17 protein-coding genes are annotated in these 16,602 nt (G+C 72.2%); 7 read left to right on the forward strand and 10 right to left on the reverse strand.

All coding sequences use genetic code 11. The features are described 5' to 3' along the window. Positions 1–65: 65 nt before the first annotated feature. From ACFYYJ_RS00940 to ACFYYJ_RS00970, 7 genes are all read right to left on the reverse strand, one after another. On the reverse strand, positions 66–1,145 hold the full coding sequence (locus ACFYYJ_RS00940; protein ID WP_385126338.1) for a hypothetical protein: 1,080 nt from the start codon (positions 1,143–1,145) through the stop codon (positions 66–68). After that, positions 1,142–1,918 (reverse strand): SigE family RNA polymerase sigma factor, encoded by a 777-nt coding sequence (locus ACFYYJ_RS00945; protein ID WP_385126336.1) that lies wholly within the window; start codon positions 1,916–1,918, stop codon positions 1,142–1,144. Before ACFYYJ_RS00945 ends, ACFYYJ_RS00940 begins: the two co-directional genes overlap by 4 nt. Before the next feature lie 170 nt (positions 1,919–2,088). Further along, positions 2,089–3,162 carry an aspartate-semialdehyde dehydrogenase gene (locus ACFYYJ_RS00950; RefSeq protein WP_385126335.1) on the reverse strand — a complete coding sequence of 358 codons (1,074 nt, stop codon included), beginning with the start codon at positions 3,160–3,162 and terminating at the stop codon, positions 2,089–2,091. Continuing rightward, positions 3,159–4,433, reverse strand: a complete 1,275-nt coding sequence (locus tag ACFYYJ_RS00955) for an aspartate kinase (RefSeq protein ID WP_385126334.1) — start codon at positions 4,431–4,433, stop codon at positions 3,159–3,161. Before ACFYYJ_RS00955 ends, ACFYYJ_RS00950 begins: the two co-directional genes overlap by 4 nt. A gap of 138 nt (positions 4,434–4,571) precedes the next feature. Beyond that, positions 4,572–5,219, reverse strand: a complete 648-nt coding sequence (locus ACFYYJ_RS00960; protein WP_385126333.1) for a DUF5063 domain-containing protein — start codon at positions 5,217–5,219, stop codon at positions 4,572–4,574. Beyond that, positions 5,212–5,811, reverse strand: coding sequence for a recombination mediator RecR (gene recR / locus ACFYYJ_RS00965; protein ID WP_376656601.1), 600 nt, complete (start codon positions 5,809–5,811; stop codon positions 5,212–5,214). Before recR ends, ACFYYJ_RS00960 begins: the two co-directional genes overlap by 8 nt. Before the next feature lie 60 nt (positions 5,812–5,871). After that, on the reverse strand, positions 5,872–6,213 hold the full coding sequence (locus tag ACFYYJ_RS00970) for a YbaB/EbfC family nucleoid-associated protein (protein ID WP_376656600.1): 342 nt from the start codon (positions 6,211–6,213) through the stop codon (positions 5,872–5,874). A 255-nt stretch (positions 6,214–6,468) separates the two neighbouring features. On the opposite strand from ACFYYJ_RS00970, the gene ACFYYJ_RS00975 reads away from it, so the two are divergent. Next, on the forward strand, positions 6,469–7,215 hold the full coding sequence (locus ACFYYJ_RS00975; protein ID WP_389127563.1) for an SLATT domain-containing protein: 747 nt from the start codon (positions 6,469–6,471) through the stop codon (positions 7,213–7,215). 252 nt (positions 7,216–7,467) lie between these two features. On the opposite strand, the gene ACFYYJ_RS00980 is transcribed toward ACFYYJ_RS00975, so the two are convergent. The 3 genes from ACFYYJ_RS00980 to ACFYYJ_RS00990 form a co-directional block, all read right to left on the reverse strand. Further along, positions 7,468–8,118: a hypothetical protein gene (locus ACFYYJ_RS00980; protein WP_385126330.1), complete on the reverse strand. Its 651-nt coding sequence runs from the start codon at positions 8,116–8,118 to the stop codon at positions 7,468–7,470. Between the two features lie 234 nt (positions 8,119–8,352). After that, positions 8,353–9,018, reverse strand: a complete 666-nt coding sequence (locus ACFYYJ_RS00985) for a GntR family transcriptional regulator (protein WP_385126328.1) — start codon at positions 9,016–9,018, stop codon at positions 8,353–8,355. 145 nt (positions 9,019–9,163) lie between these two features. After that, on the reverse strand, positions 9,164–10,519 hold the full coding sequence (locus ACFYYJ_RS00990) for an aspartate aminotransferase family protein (protein ID WP_389127566.1): 1,356 nt from the start codon (positions 10,517–10,519) through the stop codon (positions 9,164–9,166). Positions 10,520–10,726: 207 nt separating this feature from the next. Between ACFYYJ_RS00990 and ACFYYJ_RS00995 the strand changes: the two genes are divergently transcribed. The 6 genes from ACFYYJ_RS00995 to ACFYYJ_RS01020 all read left to right on the forward strand — a co-directional run bounded on the left by ACFYYJ_RS00995 (position 10,727) and on the right by ACFYYJ_RS01020 (position 16,526). Further along, complete coding sequence (locus ACFYYJ_RS00995) at positions 10,727–11,380, forward strand: DJ-1/PfpI family protein (protein ID WP_385126326.1); 654 nt, start codon at positions 10,727–10,729, stop codon at positions 11,378–11,380. A gap of 148 nt (positions 11,381–11,528) precedes the next feature. Then, entirely contained in the window at positions 11,529–12,008 is a 480-nt protein-coding gene (locus ACFYYJ_RS01000; protein WP_389128044.1) for a MarR family winged helix-turn-helix transcriptional regulator, read from the forward strand. 176 nt (positions 12,009–12,184) lie between these two features. Then, positions 12,185–13,213: an alpha/beta hydrolase gene (locus tag ACFYYJ_RS01005; protein ID WP_389127569.1), complete on the forward strand. Its 1,029-nt coding sequence runs from the start codon at positions 12,185–12,187 to the stop codon at positions 13,211–13,213. Further along, entirely contained in the window at positions 13,206–14,480 is a 1,275-nt protein-coding gene (locus ACFYYJ_RS01010) for an acyltransferase (protein ID WP_389127571.1), read from the forward strand. Before ACFYYJ_RS01005 ends, ACFYYJ_RS01010 begins: the two co-directional genes overlap by 8 nt. A gap of 115 nt (positions 14,481–14,595) precedes the next feature. Then, positions 14,596–15,858 (forward strand): sensor histidine kinase, encoded by a 1,263-nt coding sequence (locus tag ACFYYJ_RS01015; protein ID WP_389127573.1) that lies wholly within the window; start codon positions 14,596–14,598, stop codon positions 15,856–15,858. After that, entirely contained in the window at positions 15,855–16,526 is a 672-nt protein-coding gene (locus tag ACFYYJ_RS01020; protein ID WP_385126320.1) for a response regulator, read from the forward strand. Before ACFYYJ_RS01015 ends, ACFYYJ_RS01020 begins: the two co-directional genes overlap by 4 nt. Positions 16,527–16,602: the final 76 nt, after the last annotated feature.

Raw genomic sequence — 16,602 nt, forward strand, 5'->3', positions numbered from 1 at the left:
CGCGGCCCTGCCGCCGGGACTCCGTCCCGGACCCCGCGCCTCGAACGCCGGCGGGGCCGGATTCGCTACGGCTTGGTGCTCACCGGGATCGGGGCCGTGCGGTAGATCGTGCCGCCGCACGCCTGGGGAATGGTCGTCTGCGTCGTCGGGGAGCCAGGCTGCGGGGTGTGGGAGACCTCCACACCGGCCGGGGCCGCCGGGGGCGTGACGCCCGACTGGTCCTGTCCGGGGACATCCGCCGCGCCGGGCACCGTCGCGGGGCCGGCCGGGGGCTTCGGGTTGGCGCCCGAGGTCGCCTCCGTACAGGGCTCGCCGGACGGCACCCACGCGAAGCGGACCTCGTACGCCGTGTTCGGCGGCAGCGCCAGCACCGTGGCCTGGTTCGCCGGATCCGGCAGCAGTCCGCTCGCCGGGTCCCCCGCCGTGTGGCCGACGACGGGAACCGCCGCGCCCGCACCCGTCGCGGAGCCGGCCGCCGTGACGGTGTCCGGGCCGGTGACGGCGCAGCCCTGCGCCGACAGGTTGGTGACCTTGAAGCTGCCGTACACCTTGCCGTCGGGCTCCGGGGCGCGGGCCGAGCCCACCACGCCCAGCTGCGCGGCCCCGCATCCGGGCAGGCCCGGTGCGGCCACCGGGGGCAGCGGGCCCGGGCCCACGACCACGCCGCCCGAGCCGCCGGGTCCGGCCGAGCCGGCGCTTCCGGACGGGCCCACCGTCGCTCCGCCCGCCGAGGCGCCCGCTGTGGCGCTGGGCTGCCCGGTGGTGCCGCCCGTGACGGGGCCGGTTCCGGTGGAGTGGGTGGACTTGGGGGTGGCTCCCGAGCCGTTCTGGTGCGGATCGGAGGGTTTGATGCCCGGCTTGGCGCCGGAGGAGGAGTCGTGGCCCGCCATCGTCGAGTGGTCGGGGTTGGTGCCCTCGCCCGACGTCAGGTGCATGGCCACCGGGATCGCGGTCCCCGCGAGCAGCGCCACCGACGCCGCGCCGATGAGGACCTGGCGCTTGAGGGCCCGACGCGCCGGGACCGCGTACCGCAGTCGCTCGAGCGCGTCCTCGGAGGGCTCCAGGCCTTCGACGGCCCCGCGCAGCAGGCCCCGCAGCGCCTGCTCGTCGCTCGCGCCGCCCGGCACGGTGTGGTCGTCCATCATGACTGCGCAGCCTCCATCGCCACCCGCAGCGCGGCAATGCCCCGCGATCCGTACGCCTTCACCGAGCCGAGGGATATCCCCAGCGTCTCGGCGACCTGGGCTTCCGTCATGTCCGCGAAGTAGCGCAGTACCAGCACCTCGCGCTGGCGGCGCTGGAGTCCGCGCATCGCCCTGATCAGGTCGTCCCGTTCCAGCTGGTCGTAGGCGCCCTCTTCGGCGCTCGCCATGTCCGGCATCGGCTTCGACAGCAGCTTGAGGCCGAGGATGCGCCGGCGCAGGGCGGACCGCGAGAGGTTCACGACGGTCTGGCGCAGGTACGCCAGGGTCTTGTCCCGGTCGCGGACGCGGTTGCGGGCCGAGTGCACGCGGATGAACGCCTCTTGGACGACGTCCTCGCAGGAGGCGGTGTCGTCGAGGAGCAGCGCGGCGAGGCCGAGCAGCGAGCGGTAGTGCGCCCGGTAGGTCTCGGTGAGGTGGTCGACCGTGGTGCCGGCCACCACTTCCTTCACCTCGCCCGCCGCACCCGCCTCGGCCGTGCCGCTCCCGCCGGCGCCCGCGTCAGCGCTTTCGCGCGGTGCGGGCACGAGGCCGCTCGGGGTCGGGACGGCGGGCCGAACGGGCGTCTCGGGGGGCCCGACCGGCGGGACGGGCACGATCACGGGGACCCCACCGAGGGTCTTGCCGGACGTGCCGGGTGCGCGCAAGCCCCGGCGCGAAGGGATGATCCCGGTGCGCGCCGGAAGGACTGCCAGTTCGAGGAGTGCCTCTGCCACGCCTGTAGGACACCCGTCCCCCCGTCAGGGTTGTACGCGCGAGGCTGCCGGCCCGGCGAAATCCCAATTGCCCTCATGCGTACCCGCTCTTCCCGATTGCCCCGCCCTATCGAGACGGCAGTCGGGCCATCACCTTGATCAAGGGATCAGGTCCGATCCTACAAAGCGAATTACGCAAATTCACCTGTGATCAGTTCCGCGATCTGAGTGGCATTCAGAGCGGCGCCCTTGCGGAGGTTGTCCGCGCACACGAAGAACTCCAGCGAGTGCGGGTCGTCGAGCGAGGCCCGTACCCGTCCCACCCAGGCGGGATCCGTCCCGACGGCATCCGCCGGGGTCGGGAACTCCCCCGCCGCGGGATCGTCGACGAGCACCACGCCGGGCGCGGTGTCCAGGATCTCGCGGGCGTGCACGGCGTCGACCACGTTCTCGAACCGGGCCCGTACCGTCAGCGAATTCCCGGTCAGTACGGGCACCTGTACGCAGGTCACCGCCACCGGGAGCCGGTCCAGCCCGAGGATCCGGCGGGTCTGCGCCCGTACCGCCAGCTCGTGCGAGGACCAGCCGTCCTCGCGCAGCTCACCGGACCACGGCACGACGTTGAGGGCCAGCGGCGCCGCGAAGGGGCCGGTGTCCTCGCCCACGGCGGCGCGTACGTCCCCGGGCTGCTCGCCCAGCGAGGTGCCCGCGACCAGCGACAGCTGGCGGCGCAGCGTCTCGGTGCCGGCCCGACCGGCGGCGCTCGCGGCCTGGTACGTGGAGACGGCCAGCTCGGCGAGGCCGTACTCGGCGTGCAGCGCGCCGAGGGAGGCGATCATCGCGGCGGTCACGGTGTCCGGGGCGGCGACGATCCCGCGCGGGCGCATCCGTACGGCGTGGGCGTTGATCTCGGGCACCACCAGGGGCACCTCGGGATCCTCCCGGAAGGCGTCGGACTGGTCCACGACGACGGTGCCGCGCGCGGCGACCACGGGAGCCCAGCGGGCCGAGATGTCGGCCGGGGTCAGGAAGAGGGCGACGTCGCCCACGCCGAAGCCGTCGAAGGCGTCCTCGGTGAGGGCGAACACCTCTGTTTCCTCCGCACGGACGGCCAGCATGCGGCCGGCCGAACGCGCGGAGGCGATCAGGCGGATCTCGCCCCAGACGTCCGCCCGCAGGGACAGCATCCGGAGCAGGACGGTGCCGACCGCTCCGGTCGCCCCGACCACGGCGAGCGCCGGGCCGGAGGACCGGGCGGAGGTCATCGTCCGGTGCCTCCGTAGACGACGGCCTCGTCGCTGTCGGAGTCGAGACCGAAGGCCGTGTGCACGGCGCGGACGGCCTCGTTGACGTCGTCCTGGCGGGTCACGACCGAGATGCGGATCTCGGAGGTCGAGATCAGCTCGATGTTGACGCCCGCGTCGGACAGCGCCTGGAAGAAGGAGGCGGTGACGCCCGGGTTCGTCTTCATGCCCGCGCCGACCAGGGAGATCTTGCCGATCTGGTCGTCGTAGCGCAGGGAGTCGAAGCCGATCTGGCCCTTCGCCTTCTCCAGGGCGTCGATGGCCTTGTGGCCCTCGGCCTTGGGGAGCGTGAAGGAGATGTCGGTGAGGCCCGTGGAGGCCGCCGACACGTTCTGCACGATCATGTCGATGTTGATCTCGGCGTCCGCGATGGCGCGGAAGATCGCCGCGGCCTCGCCCGGCTTGTCCGGGACGCCGACGACCGTGATCTTGGCTTCGGAGACGTCGTGAGCGACTCCGGAGATGATGGCGTGCTCCACCTGGTCGTCCCCTTGCGGCTTCTCGTTGCTGACCCAGGTGCCGCGCAGTCCGGAGAAGGACGAGCGGACGTGGATCGGGATGTTGTATCGGCGTGCGTACTCGACACAGCGGTGGAGCAGCACCTTGGAACCGGAGGCGGCGAGCTCCAGCATGTCCTCGGAGGAGATCCAGTCGATCTTCTTGGCCTTCTTCACGACGCGGGGGTCCGCGGTGAAGACGCCGTCGACGTCGGTGTAGATCTCGCAGACCTCGGCGTCCAGCGCGGCGGCGAGCGCCACGGCGGTGGTGTCCGAGCCGCCGCGGCCCAGGGTGGTGATGTCCTTGGAGTCCGCGGACACGCCCTGGAAACCGGCGACGATGGCGATGTTGCCCTCGTCCAGCGCGGTGCGGATACGGCCCGGCGTGACATCGATGATGCGCGCTTTGTTGTGGACCGAGTCGGTGATGACGCCTGCCTGGCTACCGGTGAACGACTGGGCCTCGTGGCCCAGGTTTTTGATCGCCATGGCCAGCAGGGCCATGGAGATCCGCTCTCCGGCGGTCAGCAGCATGTCGAATTCGCGCCCGGCAGGCATCGGGGATACCTGCTCGGCGAGATCGATCAGCTCGTCCGTCGTGTCGCCCATCGCGGACACCACGACGACCACTTGGTGGCCGTCCTTCTTGGCATCCACGATCCGCTTGGCGACGCGCTTGATGCCCTCGGCATCGGCTACGGAGGAGCCTCCGTACTTCTGCACGACAAGGCCCACGTGCGCTCCTCGCTCAGTCCGTCTCATTGCTGGTGCAGTCTAACGAGCGACCGGGATCCGACCGCCTCGTACCACATCATGAGACGAACGGACCAAAGGATGAGTTCCCCCGGCCGCGGCACGGCCGGCGGCTCGCGGTCACTTGCGGCCGAGGCCGCCCAGCTCCTCGGCCATGACCTGGCCGGCCTGCTCCGCCAGGTCGTCCTCGGTCAGGTCCTCGTCCGTGTCGAGGCCGTCCAGGGCGGCGAGCGGCTGGTTCAGGCGTACGTGCGCGATCAGCGACTGGAGGGCGCGCAGGGTGGCCGAGGCCGTCGGGCCCCAGTTGGTGAAGTACGAGAACTGCCACCACCACAGCGCCTCGGTGACGCGGCCCTCCTGGAGGTGGATGAGGCCGTGCCGCAGGTCGGCGACCACGTCGGCCAGGTCGTCGGAGATCCGGTGCGCCACCGGGGCCTTGCGCGGCTCGTACGGGTCGAAGACCTCGGAGTAGACGTCGACCGGCTCCAGCATGATCGCGAAGCGCTCGCGCAAATCGTCCACGTCCGGCTCCGGGCCCAGGTCGGGCTCGTAGCGTTCCTCGGGCAGCACGTCCTGGTACGCGCCCAGCCGGCCGCCCGCCAGCAGCAGCTGGGAGACCTCCAGGAGGAGGAAGGGCACGGCGCTGTCCGGGTCCTCGCCCTTGGCCACCTCGGTGACCGCGACGATGAAGGACTCGATCTGGTCCGCGATCGAGGCCGCGAAGTCGTCCGGATCCTGTCCCAGGGCGTGCAGCGTTGCGTCAGACATCGAGAAGTCGCCTTCCTTCAAAGGCCCGCCCGAGCGTGACCTCGTCCGCGTACTCCAGATCTCCCCCGACGGGGAGCCCGCTGGCCAGGCGGGTGACCTTCAGGCCCATGGGCTTGATCATGCGGGCGAGGTAGGTGGCGGTCGCCTCGCCCTCCAGGTTCGGGTCGGTGGCCAGGATCAGCTCGGTCACCTCGCCGTCCGCCAGTCGCGCCAGCAGCTCGCGGATGCGCAGGTCGTCGGGGCCGACGCCCTCGATCGGGCTGATCGCGCCGCCGAGGACGTGGTACTTGCCCCGGAACTCGCGGGTCCGCTCGATCGCGACGACGTCCTTCGGCTCCTCGACGACACAGATGACCGTGGTGTCGCGGCGCGGATCGCGGCAGATGTTGCACCGCTCCTCCTGCGCCACGTTCCCGCACACCGCGCAGAACCGGACCTTCTCCTTGACCTCCAGCAGCGCGTGCGCGAGGCGGCGGACGTCGGTGGGCTCGGCCTGCAGGATGTGGAAGGCGATCCGCTGCGCGCTCTTGGGCCCGACGCCGGGCAGCCTGCCCAGTTCGTCGATCAGGTCCTGGACCACGCCTTCGTACAACGGACTGCCTTCTTTCTTGGTCGGTGTGCCGGTCGGTGTGCGGTCGGTGTGCGGTCGGTACTAGAACGGGAGGCCGGGGATGCCGCCGCCGCCCAGACCCTGGGCGAGGGGGCCCAGCTTCTGCTGCTGCAGTGCCTGCGCATTCTCGTTGGCCGCCTGCACCGCCGCCACCACCAGGTCGGCAAGGGTTTCGGTGTCGTCCGGATCCACGGCCTTCGGGTCGATCACCAGGGCGCGCAGCTCGCCGGAGCCGGTCACGGTCGCCTTGACGAGACCGCCGCCGGCCTGGCCCTCGACCTCGGCCTGCGCCAGCTCTTCCTGGGCCGCGGCGAGGTCCTGCTGCATCTTCTGGGCCTGCTGGAGCAGCTGCTGCATGTTGGGCTGGCCACCACCGGGAATCACAGGTAACTCACTCCATACCGTCGGGACGCTTGGTCAATCCGAGCCTACGTGCTCCCCGGGCGCCGCGCCCTACGCCGTGAGGACCAACTCTTTCGAGTGAGAGACGGGGCGCACGCGTACCTGATGGAGCCCTCCTTGTGGGCGGAAATCGCGGGATTCGGCGCCCACTGCGCGTCATTCGAAGGTAGGAAGAGCATGCGCACCATTGCGCACACGCGCACCACCACACGTCAGCGCAGGCAGAGGGAGTGCCGGGTGAGCCAGCCGGAGATGCAGCCCGAGGGGCCACCCCGGGATCCCCGCGAGGAAGGCGGCGGACCTATGGCGGCGGGCGATCTCACCGGTCGGCCCTTCCCCCTGGGGGACTGGGGCGAGCCCGCGGAGCGGCTGGACGAGCTCTACCGGCGGGTCGAGGCCGACGCGCTGCGCACCGCCGAGTGGTACCTGTCCGACCGGGCGTGGAAGCGCCGCGGTGCGCGGGTGATGCGTGTCGGCGCGGCCGCCGGCGCGATCACGGGCGCCGCGATGCCGCTGCTGGAGCTGACGGGCTCGGCGCCGGGCGCGTCCTCGTACGGGTTCCTGGCGCTGCTGCTGGGCGCGGCCTGCCTGGCCTGCGACCGGTTCTTCGGGCTGACCTCGGGCTGGATGCGGGACGTCGCCACCGCGCAGGCCGTGCAGAGGCGTCTGCAGACCCTCCAGTTCGACTGGGCCTCGGAGAACGTGCGCGAGGTGCTCGGCCCGACGGAGGGCACGGCGAGCGAGGCCGCGGAGCGCTGCCTCACCGTCCTGCGGCGGTTCTCGGAGGACGTGACGGAGCTGGTGCGGTCGGAGACCGCGGAGTGGATGGTGGAGTTCAGCTCGGGCCCGGCACCGCTGGTGATGCAGTCGCTGGGCGCGGGCGGCTCCCGACCGGACGCGTACGTCCCCCCGGCCCGCTTCCCCCTCCCCCCGGGCACCCGCCCGAACATGCCCCGCCAACGCCCCCCGGAACAACCCCGCTGACCCCCCTGGGCCCAAGCCTTCCCAGCCCCGCCGACGCTTGAGCCCCGGGGCCTTCCACCCCCGCCGACGTTCGAGGCGCGGGGTCCGGGGCGGAGCCCCGAGTCTTCTCAGCCCGCCCGGCGCTTGAGGACCGGGGTCCGGGGCGGAGACCCGGGGAACGGAGGAAGGGCGGGGCGGGGACCTGCTCCGCACAGCGGAACCCGCACCCCGCCCCATCCTGCACCCCGCACCCCCACAGGGAACCGACCGCGGTCAGCTGAAGATGATCATCGACCCCTGGCCGAGACTCCGCGTGGCCGCCGCATGCAACCCCAACCACACGTGCCGCTCCCGCGCGAACGGACTGTCGTCGTACGGAATCGGCCCCGCCGGCTCCTCCAACGACGTCGGCCGCCCCGGCGGCGCCGGCGCCGCCGGCGGATTCCCCGGGTCTATCCCGATGGCCGGGGCCACGAACAGCAGCTCCCGCAGCAGCCCCTGCGCGGACCCCAGCGGCCCGCCCCCCGCCAACAGCTCCTCGTTGGCCAGCGGCACCGCGAAGTCCACCGGGACGTACGCCCCCGCGTGGTCGTAGTGCCAGACCAGGTGCGACTGCTGCGCCGTGGGCTCGAACATCTCCAGGAGCTGCTCGTAGTCCCCGCCGAGCTCGTCCACCGGGGTCACCGGCAGCCCGCAGAGCTGGAGCAGGTACGCCCGCCGCAGGAAGTGCAGGGCGTCGTAGTCGAATCCGGCCACCGGGGCGACGTCCCCCGACAGCCCCGGCATGTACGCGAACACCGGCACGGACGGCAGTCCGGCCTCGCCCAGCGCCTTGTCGTACGAGGCGATCTCTTCCGCGAAGGGGTTGTCGGGGCTGTGGCACAGCACGTCGACAAGGGGGACCAGCCACAGGTCACAGGCCACGCGGGCTCCGATCAGTCGTTGTCGCCGATCGAGCCAGAGTAGTGCGCCGAACACACTCCGCGAAGGGGTGCGGAGAGAACCTCGGCGAACAGAGGCCCCCGCGAACCGCGCGCGAACCGGCCGGCCGCCGACCAGCCACGGCACGACCACGGCACGGCCACGGCGCGGCCACGGCACGGCCACAGGGCGCCCGCGGCAGGCCCCGGGACGCCCACGGGCACGACCCCGGACCCCTCAGAGCCCGGCGGCCCAGTCCAGCCCGTGCTGGTTGTACGCGTGCACGATCCGCCGCACCGCGTCGGCGTCCGCCAGCGTCACCGCGTCCACGAGGTCGGTGTGCCCGTCCCACAGCGCGTCCCGCAGCCGCGGATCGCGCTGGAGGTGCGGCACGGCGAAGACCCAGCACTGCACCCGGATCCGGTGCAGGAAATCGGAGATGTAAGCGTTGCCGACCAGCGCGCTCAGTTCCCGCCAGAAGCGCAGGTCGTAGCCGATCAACACTTCGAGCGAACCGCTGCGCGCCGCCTTCTGCGCCTCCTCGGCCCGGCGGCGCACCGACACCAGCTTCTCGCCGCAACCCGCCCCGGCGCCCCGCTCGGCGAGCTGGCGGAATATCCCGTCCACGACCAGCGAGCGGGCCTCCACCATTCCCCGGAAGTCGTCCACGGAGAAGACCCGCACGCGGAACCCGCGGTGCTGGACCAGTTCGAGCAGCCCCTGCGCCGACAGGTCCACCAGCGCCTCGCGGACCGGGGTCGCGGAGACCCCGTACTGCTCGGCGATCTGCTTGACGGTGAACTCGGTCCCCGGCGGCAGGCGTCCCGCGAGCACCTCGTCACGCAGCGCGTCCGCGATCTGCTGGCGAAGTGTGTTGCGGGTGACAGCTCCGCTGCCTGGCATAAGGGTCCGTCTCCTGTAGTAGAACTCCGGACACCTTAGGCCAGACACCCCGGCCGAAACCGATCGATGGGCGGTCGATATGCGGATCCACCGCCCACCTGCCGCCCGCTACGCGGACGTGGCGGGCACGAGCGACGTGGCCGGCCTACGCGGTGTGCCGGTCCGCGACCGTCAGCGCCTCGTCGAGGATGGCCAGGCCTTCCTTCGCCTCCGCCTCCGTGATGTTGCACGGGGGAACGACGTGGGTGCGGTTCATGTTGACGAACGGCCACAGGCCGGACGCCTTGCAGGCCGCGGCGAACTCGGCCATCGGCGCGTTGTCCGCCCCGGCCGCGTTGTACGGGACGAGCGGCTCGCGCGTCTCCTTGTCCCGTACGAGCTCCAGCGCCCAGAAGGTGCCGAGCCCGCGTACCTCGCCGACGGACGGGTGCCGCTCGGCGATCTCGGCGAGCGCGGGGCCGATCACGTTCTCACCGAGGTGGGCGGCGTGCTCGACGACACCCTCCTCCTCCATCGTGTTGATGGTGGCGACGGCGGCGGCGCAGGCCAGCGGGTGGCCGGAGTACGTCAGTCCGCCCGGGTAGGGGCGGGTGGCGAAGGTCTCGGCGATGGCGCCGGAGATGGCGACGCCGCCGAGCGGCACGTACCCGCTGTTCACGCCCTTGGCGAAGGTGATCAGGTCGGGGGTGACGTCCCAGTGCTCGGCGGCGAACCACTTGCCGGTACGGCCGAAGCCGGCCATGACCTCGTCCAGGACGAAGACGATGCCGTGGCGGTCGCAGAGTTCGCGCACGCCCGCGAGGTAGCCGGCCGGCGGGGTCATGATGCCGGCGGTGCCGGGCACGCTCTCCAGGATGATCGCGGCGATGGTCCCGGGACCCTCGAAGGCGATGGTGTCGGCGAGGTGGGCGAGGGCGCGCTCGCACTCCTCGGCCTCGGTGGTGGCGTGGAACGGCGAGCGGTAGAGGAACGGGCCCCAGAAGTGCACGACGCCGGCGGCGGCCGTGTCGGAGGGCCAGCGGCGCGGGTCGCCGGTGAGGTTGATCGCGGCGGCGGTGGCGCCGTGGTACGAGCGGTAGGTGGAGAGCACCTTGGCGCGCCCGGTGTGCAGGCGGGCCATGCGGACGGCGTTCTCGACGGCCTCGGCGCCGCCGTTGGTGAAGAAGATCTTGTCGAGGTCGCCGGGGGTCCGCTCGGCGATGAGGCGTGCGGCCTCGGAGCGGACGTCGACGGCGAAGCCGGGGGCCAGGGTGCACAGGCGTGCGGCCTGCTCCTGGATCGCGGCGACGACCTTGGGGTGCTGGTGGCCGATGTTGGTGTTGACCAGCTGGGAGGAGAAGTCGAGGAAGCGGTTGCCGTCGTAGTCCCAGAAGTACGACCCCTCGGCCCCGGCGACGGCGAGCGGGTCGATCAGGGCCTGGGCGGACCAGGAGTGGAAGACGTGCTTCCGGTCGGCGTCCTTGACTTCGGCAAGGGTGTGCGGGGCGGAGTGAGGGGTCATGTCGTCACGCTAGAAGTGTGCAGGTGGGGGGCGATATCGGCGGACTGTATGGGGGTGGGGGGCGGGTCTCGGCAGTCTGTCGGTATCGGACCGCCGGAGGCCCTCTATTGACAGCATCCTGTCGATAAGACAGAATGCTGTCATATCGATGCTCCAGCCGTTTCTCACCGCTCTCGCACCTCTCCCACCTCACCGGAGGCGAAGAACATGAACGAGACGACGCACGACTCCCGACGGGAATCCGACCGCAAGCCGGTCCACCTGGCCGTCTACGACACGTACGCGGACTGGGAGACCGGCCACACCACGGCCCACCTCACCCAGCGCGGCCACGGGATCCGCACGGTCGGCACGGCCGCCGGGCAGCCGGTGACCACCATGGGCGGTGTGCGGATGCTGCCCGACATGGCACTGTCCGAGCTGCGGCCGGAGGACTCCTCGCTGTTGATCCTCACCGGGGCCGAGCTGTGGGACGCGGGCGACGAACTGGCGCCGTTCGCGGCGAAGGCGGCGGAGTTCCTGGCCGCCGGGGTCCCGGTCGCGGCGATCTGCGGGGCCACCGCCGGGCTCGCGCGGGCGGGCGTACTGGACGACCGGGCCCACACCAGCGCGGCCTCCTTCTACCTGGCGCCACAGCCCGGGTACGGGGGCGCCGAGCGCTACGTCGAGGCGGACGCGGTCACGGACGGGGACCTGATCACGGCGGGGCCGACGGAACCGGTGGCGTTCGCCCGGGAGGTCTTCGCGCGGCTGGACGTGTACGAGCCGGACGTGCTCGACGCGTGGTACCGGCTGTTCCACGACTCGGACGAGAGCGCGTTCCCCGTGCTGATGGCGGCCACGGAGTCGGGCGATGCCTGAGTCCGAGTCCGAGTCCGGGTCCGAGTCCGGGCCTGAGCCCGATCCCGTGACCGAGTCCGTGCCCGATCCCGTGGCCGAGTCCGAGTCCGAGTCCGTGCCCGATCCCGTGGCCGAGTCCGAGTCCGTGCCCGATCCCGTGACCGACGGCGTGCCCGAGCCCGGATCCCTGCGGGCCCGTCAGGATCTGCTGAGCCGCACCGCACTCGGGGTGTTCCGGCTGAACGGCCAGTTCCTCTCCGTCTCGGAGGAACTGGCCCGGCCGGCCGGGCTGACCGCGGCCTGGTGGCAGGTCCTGGGCGCGGTGCTGCGCGAACCCCTCCCGGTGGCGGGCATCGCCCGTGCGATGGGCATCACCCGGCAGAGCGTCCAGCGCATCGCGGACCTGCTGGCCGCGAAAGGCCTGGCGGAGTACGTCCCGAACCCGGCCCACCGCAGGGCGAAACTGCTCCGCCCTACGGAAGAGGGGCGCGCTGCGATCGCCCGCATCGGCCCGGGCCACGCCTCCCTGGCCACTCGTCTGGAGGCCGAACTGGGCGAAGCCGCCTTCGCGGAAACGGCCCGCGTCCTGGAACGCCTCTCGGCGGCCCTCGACACGGTGACCGCTCCCTCCGGCCCCGTCGACGTCTGAGGCGCGAAGTCACGCGAAGAACACCGACCTTGGAGCTCTCAGGTACCCCTCGTCATACCTGAGAGCTACGTGCGAACACGGCTCCCCAGCGTGACGCCGACGACGGGCCCTGATTTCTAACTTCGGTTCAAGAGAAGAGCGCGGAGTGCTCTTCCGGACCGAAGGAAGAAGACATCATGGCGGCGCGGGGGACGGGCACGGCGGGAACGGCAGGCGCGGCACGAACGACAGGCACGGCAGACGGGGCACCGACGGCGGGTACGAGGAGCGGTAGTCGCGGCCGCAGGCGTCGCACCCTGCTGGCCGCGCTGGTCGCCTCGGCGGTCATATTCCCGGTCTCCGCCGCCGCCTCCGCCGACGTCCCCGCTCCCCCACCGGCCGCGTTCGCCGAGGACGCCGCACCGCACAGCCGGTACGCGGCCAACCGCGCCGGTCTCGCCGAAGCGGCCCGGATGGCCGAGGAGGCGGGCCGGACGGGCCGGGCCGCCAGGCTCCGCGCCATGGAGGCGGACGGCACGGCCCAGTTCCTCGCCTTCGACGGCCGCGGCAGGGGGCGGGCCGTCGAGGTGCTCGGGGATCTGGAGAGCGCCGACCGGATCGCCGTTCTGGTGCCCGGTTCCGATACGACCCTGGACACCTACCAAAGGTTCCGTGCCGGGGCCGTCGCCCTTGGGCAGCGCCTCCAGGCCGAGCATCCACGCTCCGCCGTGGTGGCCTGGCTCGGGTACGACACCCCCGGCACGGTCAGTACGACCGTCCTGACCGCCGACCGGGCGGACGAGGCCGCATCCGAACTGGCTCCTTTCCTCAACCGGTTGACCGGCATGACCGCGCCCGGCTCACGGCTCTCGCTGCTCTGCCATTCGTACGGATCCGTGGTCTGCGCCCGTACGCCGACCGGGCCCGCGGTCACCGCCATCGCGCTGTTCGGCAGCCCGGGCACGGGAGCCGAGTCCGCCGACGAGCTGCCGACGGGCGCCCGCGTCTGGGCCGGGCGCGGCGGCGCGGACTGGATCTCCGGCGTCCCGCACGTGCGGCTCGGCGGGATCGGCTTCGGGGCCGATCCCGTCGACCCCGCCTTCGGGGCCTGGGTGTTCGCCGCGGGTCCCGGCGGGCACAGCGACTACCTCAAGCCCGGCACCGAGTCCCTCGACGGCCTGGCCGCGATCGTCCTCGGTACCGCCCCGGAGGGCCGCCATGCGTAAGCTCCGCGCCCGTTGGGCCGTTGTGGCCGCCCGGATCGATGAGGGCACCCCCGCCGACCGGGACCGGAGCGTGGATGCGCTGCGGGCCGTCGCGATCCTGGGCGTGGTCCTCGGGCACTGGCTCGTCACCGCGCTGACCACCACCGACGGCGGTCTGAGCACCACCAGTCCGCTGGCGCACATGCCCTGGCTGGCCCCGGTGTCCTGGGTGTTCCAGACCCTGGCCGTCTTCTTCCTGGTCGGCGGTCAGGTCGCGGCCAAGGGCTACGCCTCGGCGCGGGCCCGCAAGTGCTCGTACCGCACCTGGGTGGGGCAGCGGCTGGGGAGGCTCTTCCGGCCGGTCGCGGCCGTGCTCGTGCTGTGGGCCGCGGTCGCGGCCGGGATGCTGATCGGCGGTGTGGAACCGAGCACCGTGTGGACGCTGCTGAGGCTCGTCCTGTCGCCGCTGTGGTTCCTGCTGGTGTTCGCGGCGCTCACGGCGGCGACGCCGCTGGTGGCACGGCTCAGCCCGGTGTGGCCGGCGGCCGTGGTCGCGGGGGTGGACGTGTGGCGGTTCGGGTTCGGGGGGCCCGAGTGGGTCGGCTGGGTGAACGTGGGCGCCGGCTGGCTCGTCCCCTACGCGCTGGGCGCCGCCTGGGCCTCCGGCTCGTTCGCCGGCCGCCGCTCACCGGCCCTGCTCCTGGGTGGGGGAGCCGTGTCCGCTGCCGCACTGGTCCTCTGGGGCGGGTACCCGGCGTCCATGGTCGGTGTCCCCGGGGCCGCGGTGTCGAATCTGAACCCGCCGACGCTCGCGGCGGTCGCCTTCGGCCTGGCCCAGTGCGGGCTGGCGCTGCTCGTGCGCGAGCCGTTGGCACGGGCCATGCGGCGGCCGGCCGCCTGGGCGAAGGTGGCCCTGGTGAACCTCTCCGCGATGACGGTCTTCCTGTGGCACCAGACCGCCATGATGGCCGTCACCTCCCTCGGGCTGCTCGTGTCCGCCGATCTGCCCGGGCTGCACACGGTGCCCGGGTCCCCGGGCTGGATAGCGGCCCGCCTGCTGTGGCTGCCCGTCTTCGCCGCGGCCCTGACGCTCTGCTGGGCCGCGTTCCGGGCCTACGAACAGGGCGCCCGTCCCCGGCGGCGCCCGGACCGCGTGGTCACGGCCTCCGGCCCTTCCCTGCCGTCCGGACCGACCGCGCCCGCACAGGCGGGCCCGGCTGCCCGCGCCGCGCATGAGCACCGGTCCCCGCTCGCCCACGTCTCCGGCCGGGGAGCCGTCCATGTCTAGGCTGGCCCGTGTGATCACACAGCCCTCGCCCCCGACCGACCGTGCGCATCCCGGCAGCGTTCGGGAAGGCTCCGACGGCGTCGCCCACACGGGCCGTTGGTCGCGCTTGCAGGCGGTGGCGATTGAGCTGACCAGCATGGACCGGGATCCGCTTCCCCCGCTGTCCCGGCCCCACTGGCTGGCCCGGCTGCCCCATGTGGTGGTCGTCTACCTGGCGTTGTTCTTCGGTTTCCTCACCACGGAGCAGCTTCAGGAGCACTACCACGTCACGGGCGGTCCACCGCTGGTCCTCGCGATCGCGACGGGCGTCTCCATAGGCCTCGCGATGTTCCGCCCGATCGCGGCGTGGTGGCTCGGCCTGCTCTCCGCCGGCCTCATCGCCTGGTTGATCCACGACCAGGTCGGACCGGGGCAGAGCTGGCCCTGGATGCCGGGCGGGATCTTCGCGTTCGCCCCGGTGCTGCTGCTGGTCGCCCTCAGGGTGCCGGCGCGGGTGACCGTCTGGGTCACCGGTGTCACGCTGGCCCTCACCGGGCTCGCCGAGCTGGCCTTGAAGCCGGAGCGCAGCGCGACCACGCTCCCGAGCACCGCTCTCCTCTTCGGCTTCGTCGCACTCCTCGGCTACGCGCTGCGCGCCCTGCGCCTGGCCCGTGGCGAGCTGGTCGAGCAGGAGACCCTCACCGAGGAGGAGCGGGCCCGGCGCACCCTGCTGGAGGAGCGCAGCCGGATCGCGCGCGAGCTGCACGACGTCGTCGCGCACCACATGTCCGTCATCTCGATCCAGGCACAGGTCGCCCCGCACCTCGTGGAGAATCCGTCCGAGGAGCTCAAGGAGAACCTGGCGGGCATACGGGAGAACGCGCTGGAGGCCCTGACGGAGCTGCGCCGGGTGCTGGGCGTGCTGCGTTCCGAGCAGCCTGACGATCCGGCGAGCCCCCATCATCCGCAGCCCACCCTGGCCGAGCTGGACGGCCTCGTGGACAACGTGCGGGGGGCCGGGCTCGACGTCACCGTCGAAGTGGCCGGGGTGCGAAGGGCGTTGACTCCGGGCGCGGAACTGACCGCGTACCGCATCGTCCAGGAGGCGCTCAGCAACTGCCTGCGTCACGCGCCCGGTTCGCGGGTGGAGGTCGGTATCGCGTACGGGCCGCGCGAGCTGCACCTGTGCGTCGCCAACTCCGCGCCGACCCGGCCGGTCCCGCCCTCGCACGGCGCGGGGCACGGGCTGCTGGGGATGCGGGAGCGGGCGGGCATGCTGGGGGGCGAACTGGCCGCCGGCCCGTGCCCCGACGGCGGGTACGAGGTGTCCGCCGTACTTCCGATGGATGCGCCGTCGCCGCCCGGCGGTTCCTCCCCCGAGCCGAAGAGGACATCATGACCACCCCGATCAAGGTGATGATCGCCGACGACCAGATGATGGTCCGGCAGGGCTTCACCGTGCTCCTCAATGCCCAGCCGGACATCGAGGTGGTCGGCCAGGCCGTGGACGGTGCCGATGCCGTGGCGAAGGTCGCCGAGCTGGCGCCGGACGTGGTCCTGATGGACATCCGCATGCCGGGGATGGGCGGCATCGAGGCCACGTCCGTCATCACCGGTGTCGCGGGATCCGAGGTGAAGGTGCTCGTGCTGACCACCTTCGATCTCGACGAGTACGTGTACGAGGCGCTGCGGGCCGGAGCCTCCGGCTTCCTGCTCAAGGACGCGTCGGCGGACCAGCTCGCGGAGGCGGTGCGGGTGGTCGCGGCCGGGGAGGCGCTGCTGTCGCCGAACATCACGAAGCGGCTGATCACCGAGTTCTCCCGGCTGGGGGCGCCGCGAGCGCCGTCGCGGGCGCGGATCGACGAACTGACCGGTCGGGAGACCGAGGTGCTGTCGCTGGTCGCCCAGGGCCTGTCCAATGCGGAGATCGCCTCGCACCTGACCGTGGCGGAGCAGACGGTGAAGACCCATGTGGGCCGGATCCTGGTGAAGCTGGGACTGCGGGACCGCACTCAGGCGGCGGTGTTCGCGTACGAGACGGGTCTGGTCCGTCCCGCGGGCTACTGATCTGCCCCGGGTAGTACTTGAGGGGGACGCCGGGAAATCCCCATCTGCGGCGACGCGGGCTACGGGATCGCGGACC

Source organism: Streptomyces sp. NPDC002467 (genome assembly GCF_042889825.1).
GTDB lineage: Bacteria > Actinomycetota > Actinomycetes > Streptomycetales > Streptomycetaceae > Streptomyces.